This window comes from Jiella marina (genome assembly GCF_024359545.1).
In the GTDB taxonomy this organism is placed as follows: Bacteria; Pseudomonadota; Alphaproteobacteria; order Rhizobiales; family Rhizobiaceae; genus Jiella.
In genome coordinates, this window is the sequence record NZ_JAKQZG010000003.1 from 28,730 (window position 1) to 47,800 (window position 19,071).

At 63.5% G+C, this 19,071-nt stretch carries 20 protein-coding genes; 10 read left to right on the plus strand and 10 right to left on the minus strand.

Features of this window, described 5'->3' with window-relative positions; translation table 11 throughout:
* Positions 1 to 22: 22 nt before the first annotated feature.
* The 6 genes from MF134_RS06230 to MF134_RS06255 are packed head-to-tail and all read right to left on the minus strand — an operon-like array spanning position 23 to position 4,404.
* Entirely contained in the window at positions 23 to 697 is a 675-nt protein-coding gene (locus tag MF134_RS06230; protein WP_255338563.1) for a LutC/YkgG family protein, read from the minus strand.
* Positions 694 to 2,127 (minus strand): LutB/LldF family L-lactate oxidation iron-sulfur protein, encoded by a 1,434-nt coding sequence (locus MF134_RS06235; RefSeq protein ID WP_255338564.1) that lies wholly within the window; start codon positions 2,125 to 2,127, stop codon positions 694 to 696. The genes MF134_RS06230 and MF134_RS06235 overlap by 4 nt, the downstream gene beginning before the upstream one ends.
* A 9-nt stretch (positions 2,128 to 2,136) precedes the next feature.
* Positions 2,137 to 2,595 carry a DUF29 domain-containing protein gene (locus MF134_RS06240; protein ID WP_255338565.1) on the minus strand — a complete coding sequence of 153 codons (459 nt, stop codon included), beginning with the start codon at positions 2,593 to 2,595 and terminating at the stop codon, positions 2,137 to 2,139.
* 26 nt (positions 2,596 to 2,621) lie between these two features.
* Positions 2,622 to 3,086 (minus strand): DUF29 domain-containing protein, encoded by a 465-nt coding sequence (locus MF134_RS06245; protein WP_255338566.1) that lies wholly within the window; start codon positions 3,084 to 3,086, stop codon positions 2,622 to 2,624.
* Positions 3,083 to 3,622: an O-acetyl-ADP-ribose deacetylase gene (locus MF134_RS06250; RefSeq protein WP_255338567.1), complete on the minus strand. Its 540-nt coding sequence runs from the start codon at positions 3,620 to 3,622 to the stop codon at positions 3,083 to 3,085. The genes MF134_RS06245 and MF134_RS06250 overlap by 4 nt, the downstream gene beginning before the upstream one ends.
* Entirely contained in the window at positions 3,619 to 4,404 is a 786-nt protein-coding gene (locus MF134_RS06255) for a (Fe-S)-binding protein (RefSeq protein WP_255338568.1), read from the minus strand. The genes MF134_RS06250 and MF134_RS06255 overlap by 4 nt, the downstream gene beginning before the upstream one ends.
* Before the next feature lie 193 nt (positions 4,405 to 4,597).
* On the opposite strand from MF134_RS06255, the gene MF134_RS06260 reads away from it, so the two are divergent.
* The 8 genes from MF134_RS06260 to glcF all read left to right on the plus strand — a co-directional run bounded on the left by MF134_RS06260 (position 4,598) and on the right by glcF (position 11,947).
* The gene (locus MF134_RS06260; protein ID WP_255338569.1) at positions 4,598 to 5,902 is read left to right on the plus strand and encodes a DUF3422 family protein; all 1,305 of its coding nucleotides are present in this window, start codon (positions 4,598 to 4,600) and stop codon (positions 5,900 to 5,902) included.
* Positions 5,903 to 5,986: 84 nt separating this feature from the next.
* The gene (locus tag MF134_RS06265; RefSeq protein WP_255338570.1) at positions 5,987 to 7,480 is read left to right on the plus strand and encodes an FAD-linked oxidase C-terminal domain-containing protein; all 1,494 of its coding nucleotides are present in this window, start codon (positions 5,987 to 5,989) and stop codon (positions 7,478 to 7,480) included.
* Between the two features lie 16 nt (positions 7,481 to 7,496).
* On the plus strand, positions 7,497 to 8,102 hold the full coding sequence (locus MF134_RS06270) for a Uma2 family endonuclease (protein WP_255338571.1): 606 nt from the start codon (positions 7,497 to 7,499) through the stop codon (positions 8,100 to 8,102).
* 46 nt (positions 8,103 to 8,148) lie between these two features.
* Complete coding sequence (locus MF134_RS06275) at positions 8,149 to 8,763, plus strand: Uma2 family endonuclease (protein WP_255338572.1); 615 nt, start codon at positions 8,149 to 8,151, stop codon at positions 8,761 to 8,763.
* A gap of 44 nt (positions 8,764 to 8,807) precedes the next feature.
* Complete coding sequence (gene glcE / locus MF134_RS06280) at positions 8,808 to 10,004, plus strand: glycolate oxidase subunit GlcE (protein WP_255338573.1); 1,197 nt, start codon at positions 8,808 to 8,810, stop codon at positions 10,002 to 10,004.
* 53 nt (positions 10,005 to 10,057) lie between these two features.
* Positions 10,058 to 10,297 (plus strand): DUF433 domain-containing protein, encoded by a 240-nt coding sequence (locus tag MF134_RS06285; protein WP_255338574.1) that lies wholly within the window; start codon positions 10,058 to 10,060, stop codon positions 10,295 to 10,297.
* A complete protein-coding gene (locus tag MF134_RS06290; RefSeq protein ID WP_255338575.1) occupies positions 10,281 to 10,634 on the plus strand; it encodes a DUF5615 family PIN-like protein in 354 nt (117 codons plus the stop codon). The genes MF134_RS06285 and MF134_RS06290 overlap by 17 nt, the downstream gene beginning before the upstream one ends.
* An 11-nt stretch (positions 10,635 to 10,645) precedes the next feature.
* The gene (glcF, locus tag MF134_RS06295) at positions 10,646 to 11,947 is read left to right on the plus strand and encodes a glycolate oxidase subunit GlcF (protein WP_255338576.1); all 1,302 of its coding nucleotides are present in this window, start codon (positions 10,646 to 10,648) and stop codon (positions 11,945 to 11,947) included.
* A gap of 22 nt (positions 11,948 to 11,969) precedes the next feature.
* Here the strand turns inward: glcF and MF134_RS06300 are convergent, their stop codons facing one another.
* Positions 11,970 to 12,998 carry a DNA topoisomerase IB gene (locus MF134_RS06300; protein ID WP_255338577.1) on the minus strand — a complete coding sequence of 343 codons (1,029 nt, stop codon included), beginning with the start codon at positions 12,996 to 12,998 and terminating at the stop codon, positions 11,970 to 11,972.
* Between the two features lie 178 nt (positions 12,999 to 13,176).
* Here MF134_RS06300 and MF134_RS06305 point away from each other — a divergent pair, with 178 nt between their 5' ends.
* Positions 13,177 to 13,395 carry a hypervirulence associated TUDOR domain-containing protein gene (locus MF134_RS06305; protein WP_255338578.1) on the plus strand — a complete coding sequence of 73 codons (219 nt, stop codon included), beginning with the start codon at positions 13,177 to 13,179 and terminating at the stop codon, positions 13,393 to 13,395.
* An 18-nt stretch (positions 13,396 to 13,413) separates the two neighbouring features.
* Here MF134_RS06305 and MF134_RS06310 read toward each other — a convergent pair whose 3' ends face one another.
* Positions 13,414 to 13,860, minus strand: coding sequence for a YqaA family protein (locus MF134_RS06310; RefSeq protein WP_255338579.1), 447 nt, complete (start codon positions 13,858 to 13,860; stop codon positions 13,414 to 13,416).
* A 230-nt stretch (positions 13,861 to 14,090) separates the two neighbouring features.
* On the opposite strand from MF134_RS06310, the gene chrA reads away from it, so the two are divergent.
* Entirely contained in the window at positions 14,091 to 15,494 is a 1,404-nt protein-coding gene (gene chrA / locus MF134_RS06315; RefSeq protein WP_255338580.1) for a chromate efflux transporter, read from the plus strand.
* A 15-nt stretch (positions 15,495 to 15,509) separates the two neighbouring features.
* Here the strand turns inward: chrA and MF134_RS06320 are convergent, their stop codons facing one another.
* Positions 15,510 to 17,045 (minus strand): hypothetical protein, encoded by a 1,536-nt coding sequence (locus tag MF134_RS06320; RefSeq protein WP_255338581.1) that lies wholly within the window; start codon positions 17,043 to 17,045, stop codon positions 15,510 to 15,512.
* 101 nt (positions 17,046 to 17,146) lie between these two features.
* Complete coding sequence (locus MF134_RS06325) at positions 17,147 to 18,919, minus strand: hypothetical protein (RefSeq protein ID WP_255338582.1); 1,773 nt, start codon at positions 18,917 to 18,919, stop codon at positions 17,147 to 17,149.
* Positions 18,920 to 19,071 lie beyond the last annotated feature (152 nt).

Here is a 19,071-nt window from a genome sequence, read left to right on the forward strand (position 1 = left end):
TTTCCGCCGCTCAATGCCCGCATCAGCCAACGACGAGGATGTGCAGGCGGCGGGGGCCGTGGGCGCCGAGGAGCAGGGTCTGCTCGATATCGGCCGAGCGCGACGGGCCGGTGACGAAGTTCACCGACCGCGGCATCACGCCCTTCCCGAAGCGCTCGCGCAGCCCGGCAAAGAGCGATTCCATATCGCCGGCGACATCTTCCGCCTTCAACACGACGAAATGGTATTCGGGCAGGAAGTTGAGGCTTGTCGGGTTGTCCGGTCCGGACGTGAGCATCAGCGTGCCGCTTTCGGCGATCGCGCCTTCGGCGTGGGACAGGCTCGACAGGTCGTCGCCGTCGCTCGGGCCCTTGGCGACGGACAGGGCCGTCTCGGAAAAGTCGATGCCCGCAAGCCGCGGATCGTCCCCCATCTTGATTTCGGCCGGCAGGTTGCGCTCGCGCAGATAGGTGGCGATTTCGTCCGGAATCGCGGCGTAGTCGGGGATTTCGACCACCGTCGCATCGGCCTTGCGCGCCATGTCGACGAAGAGGGCGAGCCGCTCCGCCGGCGCCAACTGCCCGCGCTTCGGAATCACACCCTTCGGCGAGCCGGCAAGGCGGGCGGCAACGGCCTCCCGCCGTTCGCTGTCGTCCGGCGTTGCGCCGACGGCGCGGCGGATTCGGCCCATCACCGCATCGCGTGTCGAACCGCTCATGACCGGCCTCCATCCGCGTGGCCGCTCTGGGCATAGGCCTGCATGAAGGTGCGCCCCTCCGGCGCCGGCAGATCGCGCCATTTGGTCCAGCCGCCGGCGAGCGGCAGCGAGCGAAGCCGGCGCTTGCGGCCGCCGAGAAGCTTCAGCGCCGGCATGGCGAAGGACACGGCCGATCGGTAAAGCTTTGGCCGCCGCGCGAAGAAGGCCCACACGCCGAGCCCGAAGCGGGCGGCGGTCGGCTGCAGATGGCTCTCGAATTCCTTCTCCCGCCAGTGCCGCATCATTTTCGGCAGGGGAATGCGCATCGGGCAGACCGCTTCGCAGCGGCCGCAGAAGGTGGAGGCGTTCGGCAGATGGCCGGCCTTGTCGACGCCGATCAGGGAAGGCGTCAGCACCGCCCCCATCGGGCCTGGATAGACCCAGCCATAGGAGTGGCCGCCGACGGCATGATAGACCGGACAGTGGTTCATGCAGGCGCCGCAGCGGATGCAGCGCAGCATGTCCTCGAACTCGGTGCCGAGCATGTTCGAGCGACCATTGTCGAGCAGGATGACGTGGTATTCTTCCGGCCCGTCCCGGTCCTCGGCGCGCTTGGGGCCGGTCGACAGGGTCGTGTAGACGCTCATTTCCTGACCGGTCGCCGAGCGGGCGAGGACGCGCAGGATCTGGGCGGTGTCTTCCAGGGTCGGCACGATCTTTTCGAGCGACGCCAGGACCACATGGCACTTGCCGAGAAGCTGCGTCAGATCGCCATTGCCCTCGTTGGTGACGATGACCGACGTGCCTGTTTCGGCGATCAGGAAATTTGCGCCGGTGACGCCGATATCGGCCTCGCCATACTTCTGGCGCAGGATCTGCCTTGCTTCGGAAAGCAGCGTCTCGGGCTTGGTCAGATCGCGCTCGGGATCGAGATCGACGTGGAACTTGCGGAAATCCGCTTCTACCTGATCGCGGTTGATGTGGACGGCCGGCGCGATGATGTGGCTCGGATGCTCGTCGCGGAGCTGGATGATGTATTCGCCGAGATCGGTCTCGACCGGCGTGATGCCGTTCTGTTCGAGGAACTTGTTGAGCCCGATCTCCTCGGAGATCATGGTCTTGCCCTTGGTGACGGTCTTCGCCTTTCGCCGTCTGGCGATGTCGAGGAAGATGCGCCTTGCATGATCGGCATCCTCGGCGAAATGCACCTTGCCGCCCGATGCTTCGACCTTTTCGACGTAAGCGTCGATGTAGAGATCGAGATGCTTCAGCGTGTGCTGCTTGATCGCCATGGCGCTGTCGCGTAGCGCTTCGAACTCGGGCAGGGCATCGGCCGCCTTCTGGCGCTTGCCGATGAAGCCCTTTTCGACATGGCGAAGTGCCCGCTGCAGATCGACATCGGCGAGCGCCTTGACGGTATTGGCCTTGAAGGTCTGGGACGTGATTTGCATGGAAGCACTTTACTCGGGAAGATAGTCGAGATCGCGAAGCTGCTCGAGGGTATAGGGGCACTCTGGGGGAAAGGTCGTCAGTGGCAGTCCGGTTTCGCTGGCTGCATGTCGGCGGGCAAGCCTGTAGGCTTTCGCAACGATTTCGCCTGCCTCCGCGGCAAGCGCATGGCTGTCCTCTTCATCCGACGCAATGTTTGTCCGCTGGTTGCGGATCGTATCCGCCCAGGAACGCGAGCGCCGCTCCGACTGGAACTGCCATTTGAGAAGATGCTGCGCCAGCACTCGATAGCTGGATTTCAAGCTTCTCCACTCAGAGCGTCCCACAGTCTCGATTTCCTCGATGATGTTCTCGAGGTCGATCTCGGGAAAACGGCGTTGACGCAGGAGTTCAACCTCGCGCTTCGACCAGGCGAAACTGTCTTGGCGGTAGAGATCGTCCGAACCGTCAATTCTTGGCGCGTGGCTCACGACTGCGCCTCCTTTTTGAGTGCGGCCTATTCCGGCAAAAAGTCGAAATTGCGCAACTGCTCAGCAGTATAAGGGCAGTTATCAGGGAAGGTTTGCAGGGGCAGGCCCGTTTCGTCGGCTGCGTCGCCGCGTGCCAAACGGTAAGCTTTGGCGATCAGCGGGTTCGGGTTCGCTGCGAGAGAGGGGTTGTCGCTCTCATCTGCGCTCAATGTCCGACGTTCCCGTTGGATCGTATTGTACCAGGATCGCGATCGCTTTTCGGGTTGATACCGCCATTTCAAAAGATGCATCTGGATCAACCGATAGCTTGAGACGATCGCTCTCTGCTCGGATTTTCCCACGCTTTCGATTTCCTCGATGACATTGGCCAGATCGATCTCCGAAAACCGCCGATGCCGAAGCAGTTGCGCCTGTTCAAGAGCCCATGCGAACACATCGTCGTCGTAGGAAACCAGCGCTGCGCCGGGCGAGCGGTCCTTGGCAAGGCTCATGACTGCGCCTCCGTTGTGAGTGCGCTGGCATAGATCGCAGCGTCACCGTCCGAGAAACAGCACAGCACGATCGTCTCGAATTTGCCAGTTTCTGCAGCGGTCAGACAATGTCTGGCGGCAATCCTCGCGGCCCGCTCCTTGGGAAACCCGTAAACACCTGTCGAGATCGCCGGAAAGGCGATCGATCCGGCGTTGTGTTCTTCAGCCAGCATGAATGAAGAGCGATAGGCGCCCGCCAGAAGCTCTTCCTCGCCCTTGTTGCCGTCCTTCCAACGTGGACCGACCGCGTGAATGACGAACCGTGCCGGGAGATCAAACCCTTCCGTGATCCGCGCTTCGCAGGTCGGACAGCCGCCGATAGCCCGACAGGCATCCTGAAGCTTCGCCTTGCCCGCTGCCCGATGGATTGCGCCATCGACACCGCCGCCGCCGGAGAGGGATTGGTTGGCGGCATTCACCATCGCGTCGACTTCAAGCGCCGTGATGTCTCCCGTCACAACTTCGACAACGGTGCTGCCGCGTTCGATCCTGGTCAAAGCTTGCCTCCGATCGGCGGCTTGTCGGTCATTCCCGCGAGCACTTCCGCCACATGCCGCACTTCCACGCCGATCTTCTCGCGTTTCAGCTTGCCATCCATGTTCATCAGACAGCCGAGATCGCCGGCAAGCAGGATCTCGGCTCCGGTCGATTCGACGTGTTTGGCCTTCTTGCCGACGATCGCGTTCGACACGTCGGGATATTTGACGCAGAAGGTGCCGCCGAAGCCGCAGCATACGTCTGCTTCCGGCAGCTCCTTGATCGTGAGGCCTTCAACGCTCCGCAAGAGCTTGCGTGGCTGTTCGCGAACGCCGAGTTCGCGCAGGCCGGAGCAGGAATCGTGATAGGTGACCGTCGTTGCGAGCTTGGCGTCGACCGCCGTGACGCCCATCACGTCCGTCAGGAAGCTGACGAGTTCGTGGACTTTGGCTGAGAACTGCGTCGCGCGATCCGCCCAGACGGGGTCGTCGGCGAAGAGTTCCGGGTAGTGCTTCTTCAAGGTCGAGCCGCAGGAGCCGGAAGGGGCGACCACGTAGTCGTAGCCCTCGAAGGTCTCGATCACCTGACGCGCAATCGCCCTCGTGTCCTGCCGATCGCCGGAATTATAGGCGGGCTGGCCGCAGCAGGTCTGGTTCGAGGGCACCACGACGCGGCAGCCGGCGTCCTCGAGCAGCTTGATCGATGCAAAACCCACGCTCGGGCGGAAAAGATCGACCAGGCAGGTGACGAAAAGGGCGACGGTCGGACGATGCCCCGAGGTCTCTTTCAAGCGGGCGGACACGCCGCTTTCTTGGCCGTTTGCGGTCAAAGCATTCACACTCCACACGAATTTGAAACGGTACGGCGAGGCCTGTCCGTGCCGCTATGCATTGTCTGATGTAGCGATCTTTCGCCTGTTTTGAAATGTTCGCAAATGGGCGTTTCCTCCGTCGCTGCCATCCTGTAGCTAGGATCGTCCGTTCGGGGGATAGGGCATGAGGGCGATCACATTCGGCCAGCAAGCGCTGGAGCGCTTCGAGCAGGACCCGCGCCGCGCGCTGGTTCTGGGGGAGCTTCACGCGCGCCCGTTCCCTTTGATGCGGCTGCCGCGGGCGCTCGTCGTTCTCGCCTTCATGAACGAGGATCATGGCGAGCGTGATCTTGCGCTTCTGTCCGAAATGTCGGTGCGTCGCGGTGTGCCGCCGCCGGCCAAGGACGCCCGCACCCACGCGTTCGCCTTCGGCAAGGGGCGCCTGCGCTGGGAACGGCATACCGAGTTCTGCACCTATTCCTGGGAGGGGCCGGTTCCAGAGCGCTTCGGCGATCCGGTGGCCGGTCATCCCTTCGGCGCCGATTTCCAGGCGTCAGGGCCCCTGATTGCCGGCGTCCATCTGGAAATCCGGCCGAATGACGAGACGGGCCAGGCGGCTCTCGAGATCTTCGACAAGACAAGCTTTTGTTATTCCGTGATGGAAAGCGGGCTCGCCCACGCGGCGACCGATTTCCGCCAGGATGGCGATGGGCTGACGCGCATCCTGGTTCTCGACGAGGGACTCCCGCCGGCCCGCGCCGGCGCGCTCGCCATGCGGCTCGTGGAGATCGAGGTCTATCGGACGCTTGCGCTTCTCGGCCTTCCGCTTGCGCACTCCGTCGGTCCGCAGGTCCAGGCCCTGGAAGGCCGCCTGATGCGCATCACCGAGGAGATGAAGGGCGGACCGGGCCATTCACGCGAACTCCTGCAGGAGATCACGCTGGCCGCCGCCGAGGTGGAAGCTTCCGCCGCTTCGGTGCTCTATCGTTTCGGAGCGAGCCGCGCCTATGACGAGATCGTGCGCGAGCGTCTGGCGGGCGTCGGCGAACAGCCCATCGCCGGCCAGGAAAGCTGGAGCGCCTTTCTGCAGCGGCGGATGGCGCCAGCCATGCGCACCTGTCGGGCGATCGAGGAACGCCAGTCCAACCTGTCGGAAAAGCTCAGCCGCGCTGCCAATCTTCTGAGAACCCGGATCGATGTCGAGCTCGAACACCAGAACCGCGACCTCTTGTCGTCGATGAACCGCCGGGCGCAGTTGCAGCTCCGCCTGCAGCAGACCGTCGAAGGCCTGTCCGTCGCGGCGATCGGCTATTACGTCGTCGGCCTCTTCGGCTATGTGGCCAAGGGATTCGAACATGAGGGTTTTCCGGTCTCCGCGACATTGATGACCGCCGCCTTCGTGCCGATCGCGCTGGTCATCGTCTGGACGATCGTTCAGCGCATTCGCCGGCACCATGTCAGGCCCCGCCATGAAGAGGGCGAGCACTGAGGGCAGAGACGGCACGGTTGCAGTGGTGAAGTGGACGTGGCCGGCGTCCCTGCTTAAGTTGAGGCGAAGATTGGGAGATCGCCGATGTCCGTTCTGATGCCGAAGCCTTCCAAGGCGATCCTGTCGCGCCGGCAGGCGATTGTCGACGCGTTGCGGGCGATCGTGCCCGGCGAAGGCGTGGTGGATGCCGCCAATGAGATGGCCGTGTTCGAATCCGACGGCCTCACGGCTTATCGGCAGTTGCCTCTGGTGGTGGTCCTGCCGGAAACGGTGAAACAGGTTGCTGCGGTTCTGAAATACTGCCACGCGAACGACATCCCGGTCGTGCCACGCGGGTCGGGCACTTCGCTTTCGGGCGGTGCGCTGCCGCTTCAGGATGGCGTGCTCCTCGTCCTGTCGAAATTCAATCGGGTCCTCGAGATCGATTTCGACAATCGCTGCGCCGTCGTGCAACCGGGCGTCACCAATCTCGGCATCACCAAGGCGGTCGAGCATCGCGGCTTCTACTACGCGCCCGATCCCTCCTCGCAGATCGCCTGTTCGATCGGCGGCAATGTCGCGGAGAATTCCGGCGGCGTTCACTGTCTGAAATACGGGCTGACGGCGAACAACGTCCTCGGCGTCGAGTTCGTCACCATCGACGGAGAGATCGTCCGCCTCGGCGGCAAGCATCTCGACGCGGAAGGCTACGACATTCTCGGCTTGATGACGGGCTCCGAGGGACTTCTCGGCGTCGTCACCGAAGTCACCGTGCGCATCCTGCAGAAGCCGGAAACCGCCCGTGCGGTCCTGATCGGCTTTCCCACGTCGGAAGAGGCCGGCGCCTGCGTGGCCGACATCATTGCCGAAGGCATCATACCGGGCGGTATGGAGATGATGGACAAGCCTGCCATCCTGGCGGCCGAAGACTTCGTCCACGCCGGTTACCCGCGGGATGTCGAGGCCCTTCTGATCGTCGAACTCGATGGACCCGCAGCGGAAGTGGACCATCTGCTCGCGGCTGTGGAGCGGATCGCCGCCAAGAACAATGCGATGACGGCGAAGGTCTCCCAGTCCGAAGAGGAGCGCGCGGCCTTCTGGGCCGGGCGCAAGGCTGCCTTCCCGGCCGTCGGCCGCATCTCGCCGGACTATTACTGCATGGACGGCACGATCCCGCGAAAGGAATTGCCCAAGGTGCTGGCAGGCATGAAGGCGCTGTCCGACAAATACGGTCTGAGGGTCGCCAACGTCTTCCATGCCGGCGACGGCAATCTTCACCCGCTGATCCTCTACGATGCCAACAATGAGGGCGAGCTTCACCGTGCCGAGGAGTTCGGCAACGATATCCTGCGCCTCTGCGTCGAGGTCGGCGGTGTTCTGACTGGCGAGCACGGCGTCGGCGTCGAAAAGCGCGACCTCATGCCGGAAATGTTCGGCGAGGACGACATGAACCATCAACAGCGGGTGAAGTGCGCCTTCGACGACAAGCATCTGCTCAATCCCGGGAAGGTCTTCCCGCAACTCCACCGCTGCGCCGAGCTGGGCCGCATGCATGTCCACAAGGGGCAGGTGGCGTTCCCGGACCTGCCACGGTTCTAGCTCAGGGGACCAGGCCATGAGCGCGATCGAAACATTGCCCTCGATGCAAGATGCCCGTCCGATGGACGAGGCGCGCTTTCTGAAATTCCTGGAGGCGCGATCGGAGGACGAACGGTGGGAGCTGATCGATGGTGAACCCGTCATGATGATGCATCCGCCGAGCTTGAAGCATCAGCGAATTGCATCCAATCTGGAGCGCCTGCTGAACGACGTCTTCGACAAGACAAGACCAGAACTCGACGCCATGCGGGAAATCGGTCTGGCCGTGGAGGCGCATTCGGATTTTCGACCGCAGGCGGACGTCGCGGTCGTCGATCGCGAACCGAATGGAGTCTACTTCGCCGAGCGATTCTATCTTGTCGCCGAAGTGCTCTCGGACTCGAACACGCCCGAATTCATCAGCACCAAGCGTTTGCGCTATGCCGATCATCCCGACTGCCTTCACGTCCTGATCATTTCGCAGAACGATTTCGCCGTCGAGATCTGGTCGCGCTCCAATGGCTGGCAGGGACGGGTTCTGCGGTCTCCCGAGGATCGGATCGACCTTCCGGAATTCGGCTTCTCCTGCGCAGTGGGCGATCTCTACAGCCGAACCGATCTCATGCGGCGTCGACCGAGATGACCCTGTCGATCATCCATCCAAAGCGCCGACGCCGAGGGTTTGCACCATGAGCGCGATCGAAGAATTGGAACGCGTCGACAACACGAAATTCGATGAGAAGGCTTTTGTCGACTTTCTTGAAAGCATCGGCGGGCGATCGGGTTGGGACGAGGGTGGCCGGTGGGAATTGATTGACGGGATCCCGATTGACATGCCTCCAACGACCTTGCGCCATGGTGCGATTGCTCGCGTCTTCGAGCGCCTTCTCGCGTCGGCTTTGAGTCAGAATGGGCTTCCGCTGGACGCAACGCGTGAGGTCGGCCTAAGCCATCCCAACGATCCGATGTTTCGGCCTGTCGCCGATGTGGTGGTCTTCGACCCGCAGGAAGAAATATCCGCAGGAGGAGACCGATTCCTCAAGAGCTGTCAGCTCGTAGCCGAGGTTCTTTCTCCCTCGACAGAACACATTGATTTACTCTTCAAGCGTCGCCGCTACACCGAGTTGCCGAACTGTTTGCTTGTCATGATCATCGAACAGGATCGGATGAGAGTTCGCCACTGGGCGCGACAGAAAGACTGGGCGGAGACCGTCTACGAAGACCCCGAAGGCGTCATTGATCTACCCCAGTTCGGGTTTTCCTGCGCGCTTCGCGACCTTTATGCACGCACGGATCTGGTATGAGCAGCGCTTTGCAAACGAATTCTGATCCCGGCGAGGTTTCGATCATGCAGCCGGAAACGGAAGAAGACGTTCGCGACATCGTCGCGGCCGCGGTTTCCACTGAAGAACCGCTGGTCGTCGAAGGCACCGGCTCGAAGCGCGGGCTCGGGAGACCGGTGCAGGCCGCGCGAACGCTTTCGCTTTCGGCCATGCGCGGCGTCACGCTCTATGAGCCGGAGGAGCTGGTGCTTTCCGCCAGGGCCGGCACGCCGATCGCGGAGATCGAGGCACTGCTCGACGAAAACCGCCAGCGGCTTGAATTCGAGCCGATGGATTACGGCCTGCTCCATGGCCGGACAGCCGGCCAAGGCACGCTCGGCGGCGTCATCGCCTGCAATCTCGCCGGCCCGCGGCGCCTGAAGCAGGGGGCGGCACGCGATCACGTTCTCGGCGTGCGCGCGGTCTCTGGCCGGGCCGAGATCTTCAAGTCAGGCGGCCGCGTCGTGAAGAACGTCACTGGCTACGATCTCTCCAAGGGACTGACCGGCTCCTACGGCACGCTGGCGGTGATGACCGAGATCACGGTCAAGGTCCTGCCGAAATCCGAGACCGAAACCACGCTGGTTCTGCGCGGCCTGAACGACGACGAGGCGGCCGGCGCCATGGCCGCGTCCATGGGCTCCTCGGCCGAGGTCTCTGGCGCGGCACATCTGCCGATGTATGTGGCGAAGCGCGTCATGGGCGGCGAACTCGGCGAGGCGGCCGCCACGCTGATCCGGATCGAGGGCTTCGGCCCCTCGGTCGAAGCACGTGCCACCCATCTCGGCAACGCGCTTGCCCGTGTCGGCGAACTCGAACGCCTCGAGCCTGAAGCCTCACGCGCGCTCTGGCGGGATATCCGCGATGTGAAGCCCTTTGCCGACAGCACCGAGAAGCCGGTCTGGCGCCTCTCGGTGACGCCGACCCGCGCCCACGAGATCGTCATGAGCCTGCGCATGCAGGCGGCAATCGATGCCTTCTATGACTGGCAGGGTGGCCTCGTCTGGCTGCGCATGGAGGCGGGCGAACCGGAAGCAGACCTCGTCCGCGAGACGCTGCGCCGCTTCGGCGGCGGCCACGCGACGCTGGTGCGCGCGGCAGACACCGTGCGAACCGCGACGCCGGTCTTCCAGCCCCAGGAACCAGGCCTCGCGGCGATCTCCCGTCGGCTGAAGGAGCAGTTCGACCCGAAGGGCGTGCTCAATCCGGGGCGGATGGGGTAATAATCTATGGACGGAGTTTCGACACCACTCGGCGCGCACTGTGGAGAACACCAATGAAGATCGATCAGGTTCTCAATTCAGATCCCGAAATCGTGTCGGGGGCCGTGGTATTCGCAGGGACGCGGGTTCCGGTCGATGCCCTGTTTGGAAATCTGGCCTCCGGTCTCTCGCTTGATGAGTTTCTCGAAGAGTTTCCAACTGTCGAGCGCGAACAGGCCATAGCCGCGCTGCACCTCGCATCCGAGCATATCAAGAGCTTTTACAGATGGCAGAACTTTGAAAGCGCTGCTTGATGAGGGTGTCCCGAAGAGGCTCGCACGTCTCTTGGCGGAACGCGGCCACGACGTGAAGCCCTTTCCCAATCGATGGAAGGGCTTGAAAAACGGAAAACTCTTGTCGGTTGCGAAAGACGAGGGCTTCGAGGCTCTGATAACCTGCGACAAGAATCTTCTGTATCAACAAGGCGATCGCTCGTTGTCCCTCGCTGTCCTGGTGCTTCCCGACCAGGACGTCACCGTCCTCGAAGCGATGATCGACGTCTTGTCGGACGCACGCATTCGCTTGCCTTTCAGAGGGCTCGAAAATCGCCGTCGATCGCGATCGGCGCATCCGTACACTCCGTGGGTTTGATTAGAGCCTCCATGCAAACCACCTTCGCCCCCGCCCAACTCGACAACCCCGATGTCGCGCATTCGGAAAAGATCATCCGCAAATGCGTCCATTGCGGCTTCTGCACGGCGACCTGTCCGACTTATGTGACGCTGGGCAACGAGCTCGATTCCCCTCGCGGGCGGATCTATCTCATCAAGGAAATGCTGGAGAACGACCGGCCGGCGGATGACAAGGTGGTCACCCATATCGACCGCTGCCTGTCCTGCCTCGCCTGCATCACCACCTGCCCCGCCGACGTCAACTACATGCATCTCGTCGACCATGCCCGGGCGCATATCGAGCGGACCTACAAGCGCCCGCTCACCGACCGGATGATTCGCCGGATTCTGGCGATGACGCTGCCCTATCCGGCGCGGTTCCGGGCGAGCCTCGTTGCGGCCCGGATCGGACGTCCTTTTGCCGGTCTGCTCGACGGCATCAAGCCGCTGAAGCCTCTCTCGGCCATGCTGAAACTCGCGCCCGGATCGGTTCCGGCGGACGCCCCCGTGAATCGGCCTGGCACCCACGCGGCAGCCGGCGAGCGGGTCAAACGCGTCGCTCTGCTGCGCGGCTGCGCGCAATCGGTGCTCGATCCGAAGATCAACGAGGCGACGGTGCGGCTGTTGAACCGCCTCGGCGTCGAGGTGGTCGTGCCGAAGGGCGAGGGTTGCTGCGGCGCGCTCACCCATCACATGGGCCAGGAGGAGCCGGCGCTCGATTTCGCGCGGGCCAATATCGATGCCTGGATGCGTGAAATCGAAGGCGAGGGGCTCGACGCGATCGTGATCACGGCGTCCGGCTGTGGCACGACGATCAAGGATTATCACCACATGCTGCGCCTCGATCCGGCCTATGCCGAAAAGGCGAAGCGCGTTTCGTCACTCGCCAAGGACGTGACCGAATTCCTGAGCGAGTTCGACCTCCCCGAGCCCGAACAGTCCAACGATCTCGTCGTCGCCTATCATTCGGCCTGCTCGATGCAGCATGGCCAGCGGGTCATCCGCCAGCCGAAGGCTCTTCTCACCAAGGCCGGCTTCCAGGTGCGCGACGTGCCCGAGGGGCATCTGTGCTGTGGCTCGGCTGGCACCTACAACATTCTCCAGCCCGAGATCGCCGATCGGCTGAAGAAGCGCAAGGTGAAGAATATCGAGAGTGTTTCCCCGCAGGTGATCGCGACGGGCAATATCGGCTGCATGACGCAGATCGGAAGCGGCACCAAGACGCCGGTCGTCCACACGGTGGAACTCCTGGACTGGGCCTTTGGCGGCGAGAAGCCGGCGGCGCTGACCTGAAGCCGCGTCGCCGCGCAAGATTCTACCGCGCCGTCTGCTCCAGAAACCGCATCAGCCCGGTTTCGGGCGCCGTCAGGCGTTCGCGCCGGCGGCCCCTCAGGAGGTTTTCCGACAGTTCGCCGGCCTCATACGCCGCGATGATAGCCGGGTGGACATAGGAGGACCGGGCAACCGTCGGCGTGTTGCGCAACAGGCCGGCGACCGCGCGCATGGCGGCTGCCACGGCGCGCTTGCGCTTCGTGGGCGTGTCGGCCTCGCCGGTTTCCTCGATGAGGTAGCGGAGCGCCTCGGCCGAGCCGTGGAACGTGCGGAAGTCTTTCGCCGAGACATGCGCCCCCGAGGCTTCGCCCAAATAGTCGTTGAGGAGGTTCGCGGTCAGCTCGCGTTGCTTCTTGGTCTTGCCCGGGAAGCGGAACAGCCTCTGGCCGCGTCCCTGTCGCATCTTCTTCAGCGAAGCCACGAGCGGTTTTTCGGCGACCTCGATGCGATGCTCCTTGGCGGATTTGCCGACGAATTTCAGGATAGCGACATTGCCGCTGATGCGCAGGTTCTGCCGGCGCAGCGAGGCGACGCCGCGCCCGCCATCGGCAGCATATTTCTCATGTCCGGGGCGCATGGCCGCCACGTCGATCAGCCGCGTCGCCACGGCGGCCGTCATCCGACGGTCAGCCTTGCGGCGCCGCAAATCGTGCGTGACCGTGCCCCGCAGTTTTGGCAGGGCGCGGCCGAAGCGCAGAAGACGCTCGGTCTTGATGGCGTTGCGCACGCCGACCCATTCGTCGTGATAGCGATATTGCAGCCGGCCCTTGTCGTCGCGGCCGACCGCCTGGATATGGCCGTTCTCCTGGACGCAGATCTTCACGTCCGACCAGGCGGGCGGGATGACCAGGGCCTTCACCCGCGCCTTCAGCTGCCGGTCGGTGATCGTCTCGCCGTCACGAAAGCAGATCCTGAAGCCCCGGCCGCATTTGTGCCGCTCGATCGGAAACTCCTCCGGATCGACCATGGCGAGTCCGAAACGTTCGGCGTGGATGGCAAGCTGGTGGTTCATCGGGGATCGGAATTGGCGGCTGGATTCGATGTCATGGACCCACAAACGCCGGCTCGGCACGCGCCGTTCCGGTTCGTTGGGTGCGACCATTTTGCTGCGATGGTTTGGACCTTCAGCCGGAACCCTCTGGCCCCGATCGGCCTTGGAGCGACATCGATCAATGGCAGGAAAAAACGCGATGACGAAATTTCAGAAGGGCGAGCATGTCGCCTGGTCCTGGGGAAACGGCGAAGGCAAGGGCCAGGTCAAGGATCATTTCAAGGAAAAGGTCACCAGGGAGATCGACGGCAGCGAGATCACGCGCAATGCCAGCAAGGACAACCCCGCCTATCTGATCGAGCAGGATGACGGCAGCCGCGTCCTGAAATCGGAATCGGAATTGAAGAAGACCGACTGAAACGCCTCACCCGGGCGGTCAGAGCGAGGGCCAATAGAGCGTGCCGGCCGCTAGGACGACATAGCGGGCAAGCTTGCCGATGCCGACCAGCACGATGAAGGTCCACACATTCACCCTGACGATCCCGGCGATCACGGTCAGCGCGTCGCCGCCTATCGGTGCCCAGGAAAAGAGGAGCGACCAGACTCCATAGCGATGAAACAGGGCCGAGAAGCGCTCGATATGATGTGGCGCGACCGGAAACCAGCGGCGGTCCTGGAAATGCATCAGGAACCGCCCGCAGGCCCAGTTGATCAGCGAGCCGAGCGTGTTTCCGACGGTCGCCACCGCGACCAGCCAGAACGGCCCGGCTTCGCCGGCGGCAAGAGCGGTGACGAGAACGATCTCGGACGCGCCGGGCAATAGCGTCGCTGCCAGCAGTGCCGACCAGAAGGTGGCGACAAGGGTGAGGAGTTCGCTCGTCATCAACGCGGTCTTGGCTGCGGCATGCGAAAGATCAAGAGGCTCTGCCGCTGACATGCGGGTGAAGGCGGCGGGGCAGGGCGTGTCACACGGATGACACGGGCCGCTGCCTTCTTGGTTTCGGATCTCCGTTCCGAACCCTGCCGAGGAGGCCGCGTGACGACGCGAACACTGCACGCATCTGCCATGGGGGACCATCCGTTCGCGTCCGCGCCGGGCGCTCTGGGGGCGGCATGACCAAGGTGGAGGCCGCCGGTCCGCCCGTGAACGCCACGCCTGATCACGGCATCAGCTTCGGGGAGGCGACGAAGGCCTTCGCGCGGATTGCCTGCCTGTCCTTCGGCGGGCCAGCCGGGCAGATCGCCGTCATGCATCGCATCCTGGTCGAGGAAAAGCGCTGGATCGGCGAGACGCGATTTCTCCATGCCCTGAACTACTGCATGCTTCTGCCGGGTCCCGAAGCCCAGCAGCTTGCCACCTATTTCGGCTGGCTCCTGCATCGAACCGCCGGCGGGTTGATGGCCGGCCTGTTGTTCGTGCTGCCGGGCTTCCTCGCCATCATGGCTCTCAGCGTACTCTACGCCGCCTATGGCAATGTCGGCCTCGTCGAGTCGCTGTTCTTCGGCCTGAAGGCCGCGGTTCTGGCGATCGTGCTTCAGGCCGTGGCACGGATCGGCCGGCGCGCCCTGACCAGCCGCTTCATGCTGGCGATCGCGGCCGGGGCTTTCGTGGCGATCTTCGCGCTGGGCGTTCCCTTTCCGCTGATCATCCTCGCGGCCGCGCTCATCGGCTTCGCCGGGGCCCGGATGGGGCATCCGGCCTTTCAACGCGGTGAGAACAAGTCGGACAAGAGCTTCGGCAATGCGCTGTCGGATCGCGATTCGGCGCTTGGCGAAACGGTGCCCGCCCATGCCCAGCCTTCGCGCGCGACGACGCTGCGCATCGCGCTCGTCTTTCTTGCCCTCTGGCTGCTTCCCGTCGGCGCCCTGCTGGTCCTCTTCGGCCCCGACAACGTCTTTTCCGAAATCGCCGTGTTCTTCTCCAAGATGGCCGTGGTGACCTTCGGCGGCGCCTATGCGGTTCTCGCCTATGTCGCCCAGGAGGCCGTCGGCAATTACGGCTGGCTGCAGCCGGGCGAGATGCTGGACGGCCTGGGTCTGGCCGAAACGACGCCCGGCCCGCTGATCATGGTCACGCAATTCGTCGGCTATCTGGCGGCGTTCCGCGAGCCGGGGCCATTCGATGCGCATCTGGCGGGGATCCTCGGCGCGATCCTGACCACCTGGGTGACCTTCGCGCCGTGCTTTCTGTGGATATTCGTCGGCGCGCCCTTCATCGAGGGGCTGCGGAAGAACCGCGATCTCTCGGCGGCGCTTTCGGCGATCACCGCCGCCGTCGTCGGTGTCATTCTCAACCTGGCCGTCTGGTTCGCGCTCCACGTGCTGTTTCGCGACGTGCAGACGGTCGAGATTGCGGGGCTTTCCCTGGATGTGCCGCAACCCGGCAGCCTCGACCCTGCCGCGATTGCGCTCTTCGTGCTGGCCTGCCTGGCGATCTTCGCGCTTCGGCTCGGGATATTGCCGACGCTCCTGATGGCGGCCGGCGCCAGCATCCTTTACCGGATGGTGACGGGATAGGATCAGTGCTCGGTGTCAGAGCGGCATCCCGGTCTGCGGATCGACTTTCGGAAGCGGCACCTGCGGGGCGTCGGGTCCCTTGATCTGGACGCCGTTGATCTTCACCGATCCGTCGGCCGCCGTCTCGATCAGCCATTGAGTGCGGCCGTCGCCGAGCGGCTTGCCGAAGCCCTTGGCCATGGATGCAAAGCCGAAGGCCTGCATGGCTTCGGGGTGTCGGGGGCCGGCCTCCTGCAGGGTCTTGAGGGCCGTGTCGAGACCGGTGGCGACGATGTCGAACCGGGTCGCGGGCACCTCGCCTTCGAAGCGCACGCTGCCGTCGATGGTCACCTCATAGTCCCGCGCCACGATCCGCACGTTCTCGAAGGCGATCTCGGGCCTCTGCTTATGGAAGGTCGCGATGATCTCCTCGCCGGCGGCCTCCGGGAGCGGAGGCGTGCTGGCAAGGTCGAGATTGGCCAGCAGGATCTCTGTCGGTGTCTGCAGATCGACGTTCCGCACCACCACGTCCATGGCCACGTCGCGAGGAAGCAGCGGCGCCGTCCAGGCCGGAATTGCGCGGAAGACGAGAATCATGTCCTCGAAGCCGACCCGATAGCGATAGCTGCCGCTTGTCTCGACGCCGTTGCCGGTGAAGGCGAGGAAGGTCCGTCCGATCGTCGCCTGACCGAATGGTGTCAGCAGCGACATGTCCTCCAGGGCATAGTCTCCGTCGATCTCCGCCCAGAGCGGAAGCGCCGCTTCCAGCCTCTGCTTCAGTTCGTCCTGTCGAGCGGTAATGTCCTCCTTGCTCGCGTTGCGCAGGAGGAAGGCCATCAGGTCGGTGATCGGCACGGCCTGCATCGCTTCGGCCTTCATCGAAGCGTTGAGGGCTTTGGCGCGGATGGTAATGTCGGTCAGGGCGCCGGGCTGCGTCGGGTCCATCGGAACGCTGATCGTCTCGTCGAAATCGCGGCCCGTCTGGGTCATGGCATAGTCGACCGTGTCGCCCTCACGCGGGGTCGCGGTCGTCGAAAAGCTTTGCATACCGAGGCTGACATCGGCCTCGGCGCCATTGGCATCGGTCTGGACGACCTGCGTTTCGGCAATGCTGCCGCTGGACGTCAGGAATGTCCGGATCGCGGGCGAAAAGACGCCGGAAAAGTTGAGGCCGTTGATCGCATAGGTCATGCGGCTCGACTGCGGTCCGGCCTCGACGGCGTAAGACGCGGCGATCGAGCCATCGCCCGAAACGTCCCAGTCGCCGTCCGGCCGCTCCGAGACGAGAAGCGAATAGGGGCTGACGCTCGCCCTGACCGATACGCCCTCCGCGACTTCAGAGCCGAAGTTGCCGCCGCCGCCGAATGTCAGCCGATAGGTCTGACCCTCTGGCCGGATCGTCAGAAAGCCGCTGTCGAAAGGCAATGGCCCAAGATAATCCTGCAATTGCCGTTCCAGGTCCGGCGTTCCGACTGGCCGTGCGGCGGTCGCCGCCGTGTCGGGCGCGTTCGTCTGGGCGAGGGCGGTGGAGGCCCACAGGCAGGGGAGGGCAAAGAGCAAACGGGCACGCATGGTGGTCTCCCGGACAAGGATCAGTCAGGCGGCGCATAGTGGAAAGCGCAGAAAGATTCGCTTTCGGCGCCAGCCGCTGCTCTCCGGCCTGCCGAACTACTCTAGCGCCGGATGACCGCCGAGGACAAAGGGTCGGTCGCTGCGAGCTCTATCGCGATTTCCGGTCGCACATACCCGTCCCAGCAGGGAGACAGCGTGATCTTTTCGAAGCCCGCCAGAGCCGGCGCGTAGAGCTCGCGCAGGGTCTCGTTCGCATTCGTGATCGGACAGCGCGGGTAAAGCACGAGATCGGTGTTGCGGATCTCGCCCAACACTGCCGCGTCGGGGTCGGGCACGGCGCGGTACGGATCAGCGCCGATCGCGACGGCGCGGGGTGCCTGCCGGTCGAGCAGCCAGGGAAATGGATTGACGAAATTGAGGTTCATCAGGCTTTCGAAGCGGATGCCGTGTTCGGCCTCATAGGCTCGGATCGCGTCCACTGCCTCGTCGACGCTCATCAGCCAGGTGAGCTGGAAATCGGGTTCGGTGTAGAGCGTGAAGTTCGGCAATTCGCCGGCGTCCGCAAGGGTTTGGAAGGTCTCGGGGTGCTCGGCATAGACCGTCTTCATCACGGCCGCATGGTGCATGATCTCAGGGCGTTGGTTGACCCGGCCGAGCGTCTTCAGGTTCCGGCTTTCCAGTTCCACATATTTTATCTGGCCGACGAAGGCCCGCGCCGAGCGTTTCGTGACCTCCATGAGATAGGGCAGCGAGCTCGCACAGATGAGGATCAGGACCAGCGCGTTGCGCCAGCCCGTGAAGCGCTTCACCGTCAGAGCCGTCATCAGCAGCACCGGCCAGACGAAGATGAAGCCCTGGCCGCCCGTGTTCTGGGTTTCAACGAACAGCGCGGCGAATACGGCGGCGGCCAGCCAGACTACCGGCCTGTCGAGGAGAGCGGCCAGCGACCCATGGCCCGGTGCCTTCAGAACTGCACGAGCAGCCTCGATGATCCGCCGCACATCCAGAAGGAACAGCGTGACGATCAGGGCAGCGAGCGGTCCGAAGACCGCGAAATGGATCGAGGCCGCCTGCAGGAAGCGCGGCAGCAGGCTGCCTTCGTTCAGGAGAACGAGCGCCAGAATGTCGCCGAGATAGGCGGAGACGAGACCGAAGGACAATTCCAGACCGGCGAGGATGATGAGAAAGCCTGCGACGGCGACTCCGGTGACCCGCCACTCGATGCGCCGTGTTGCCAGGGCAAGAGCGCAGAGCAGGCCGCCGGCGAAAAAGCCCGTCACCTTGGTGAAGAACAGTGCCAGCATCGTGCCGATGACCACCGCAGCCAGCATGGGTCGCGACGTCATGAAAAGGAGACCCGCCGCGAGAACGTAGAGGATCTCCGTCATCTGCCGGTTGTAGATGCCGAAACCGTCGATGCTTGGATAGGAATAATAGGCCGTCACGTTGAACGGCAGGATCTGGAAGAACAGGAAGGGCAGCAGGATGGCGAAGGCCACACCCTTCGATCGCCTGTCGACATCGAGGACGACCAGCGCCATGAGCGGCGCGGTGACGATGAGCAGAGACCACTGCGCGATCAACAGCGGCTGGCCCTGCGAAAAGAGATCAATGACAAGGGCGAAGAGCCAGTAGCCTAGCGGGCCAACCGGTGTGAAGAAATCGACGCCCGGCACCTGACCGGAAAAGATGCGATTGGCCGCGTCGAAATAGATGAAGAGATCCCAGTAGAAGGATCCGATCGGCAGCGTCAAGGGAAGGAGCAGAAGACCGGCGAGACAGACGCAGACCAGCCCCAGGACCGTGAGCGGCGAAGTCGCGAGAGAAGAAATGCCGCGCCATTGAGGCCGGTCAGCGGTTGAGGTCAGCGTCATCGTTGCGCGTGCTCCGCCAGTCTGGATTTCTTGGCCGAACATCTCGCAGTGACCTTAAGAAAGGCTGATGACGAAGCGTCAAAGGCAGAAGCTTGTCCATCACTGATCCCCTGTTCCTGCGACGCCTCAGTGCCGTCAGGCTCCGGCGGCAT